The following is an 886-nucleotide window of genomic DNA, read 5'->3' as shown; positions in this document are numbered from 1 at the left end:
CGAAGCCGACGCCGACCAGAAGGCCGACGGTGAGCAGGATGACGGTGATCGGGAAACGCACCGCCTGCTTGACCACGGCCATGTACCAGCCGTCGCGATGATCATCCTCGTGATGCTTGGGCGCCTTGGCGAAGATCGCGCCCAGCGTCGGCGCGAAGACCAGCGCGTAAAGCATCGAGGCCGACAACGTCACGATCAGCGTGATCGGCATGTACTTCATGAAATCGCCGATGATGCCGGGCCAGAACAGCAGCGGCGAGAAGGCGGCGATGCGCGTCATCGTCGCAGCAATGACCGGACCGGCCATGCGCTTGGCGGCCAGAGCGAAGGCGTCCGCCTTCGGCATGCCTTCGCTCATGCGCCGTTCGGCGAATTCGGTGACGATGATGGCGTCGTCCACCAGCATGCCGACCGCCAGGATCAGGCTGAACAGCACGATCATGTTGATCGTGTAGCCCATCATGGCAAGCAGCAGGATGCCCATCAGGAAGGACGATGGAATGGCAAGCCCGATAAGCAGCGAGGCGCGCCCCGACAGTGCATAGAGGATGACGATGAACACCAGGATGACGGCGATCAACACATGGTTCTGCAGATCGCCGAGCAGCTGGTTGACGAAGACCGACTTGTCCTGCGTGTAGGTGACGTGCATGCCTTCGGGCATCGTCTTGATGAAGGTGTCGGACACCTCCCTGACATGGGTCAGCGTATCGATGAGGTTGGCGCCGATGCGCTTCTTCACCTCGATGGCGATGGCCGGCCTGCCGTCGAGCCGGGTCACCGTCTCGGCGTCCTTGAAGGTCGAGCGGATGGTGGCGACGTCCTTGGCCTGGACAACGGCGTTCGGCGTGGCCACGACCGGCAGGTTGGCGACGTCCTCGGGCCT

General features: G+C 62.9%; 1 protein-coding gene. It reads right to left on the bottom strand.

Features of this window, described 5'->3' with window-relative positions:
• Positions 1 to 886 (bottom strand): efflux RND transporter permease subunit (locus AC0L2L_RS33335; protein WP_473584020.1); only part of this gene is annotated, 886 nt, incomplete at both ends.

The sequence above is a fragment of the Mesorhizobium sp. WSM4832 genome (assembly GCF_055811115.1).
The sequence above is the reverse complement of the archived record's forward strand: the minus strand, read 5'-3'. Positions and strand labels throughout refer to the sequence as shown.